General features: G+C 56.4%; 1 protein-coding gene. It reads right to left on the reverse strand.

The genetic code is table 11. The annotated features are described in order from the left end of the window. Nucleotides 1-289, reverse strand: a 289-nt coding sequence (locus C5471_RS23780) for a condensation domain-containing protein (protein ID WP_166296750.1), incomplete at both ends; no start/stop codon positions are given.

The following is a 289-nucleotide window of genomic DNA, read 5'->3' on the forward strand; positions in this document are numbered from 1 at the left end:
GTATTCTCATTGTTTTGCCAGGCAAACATTACCTGGAACAATGGCGTATGCGCCAGTCGGCGCGGCGGCTGCACGATTTCCACCACCTGCTCAAACGGTAAATCCTGGTGCTCCTGTACTGTCAAGGCGGTTTGCCGCACCCGCGCCAGCAACTCCGTCACCGTCAGCTCACCCGATAAATCAACACGCAACGCCAGCGTATTGACAAAGAATCCGATCAGCGACTCCACTTCCTGACGACTGCGGCCTGCACTCGGTGTGCCAATCACCACATCGTCCTGACCTGACA

This window comes from Photorhabdus tasmaniensis, from assembly GCF_011189505.1.
Lineage (GTDB): Bacteria > Pseudomonadota > Gammaproteobacteria > Enterobacterales > Enterobacteriaceae > Photorhabdus > Photorhabdus tasmaniensis.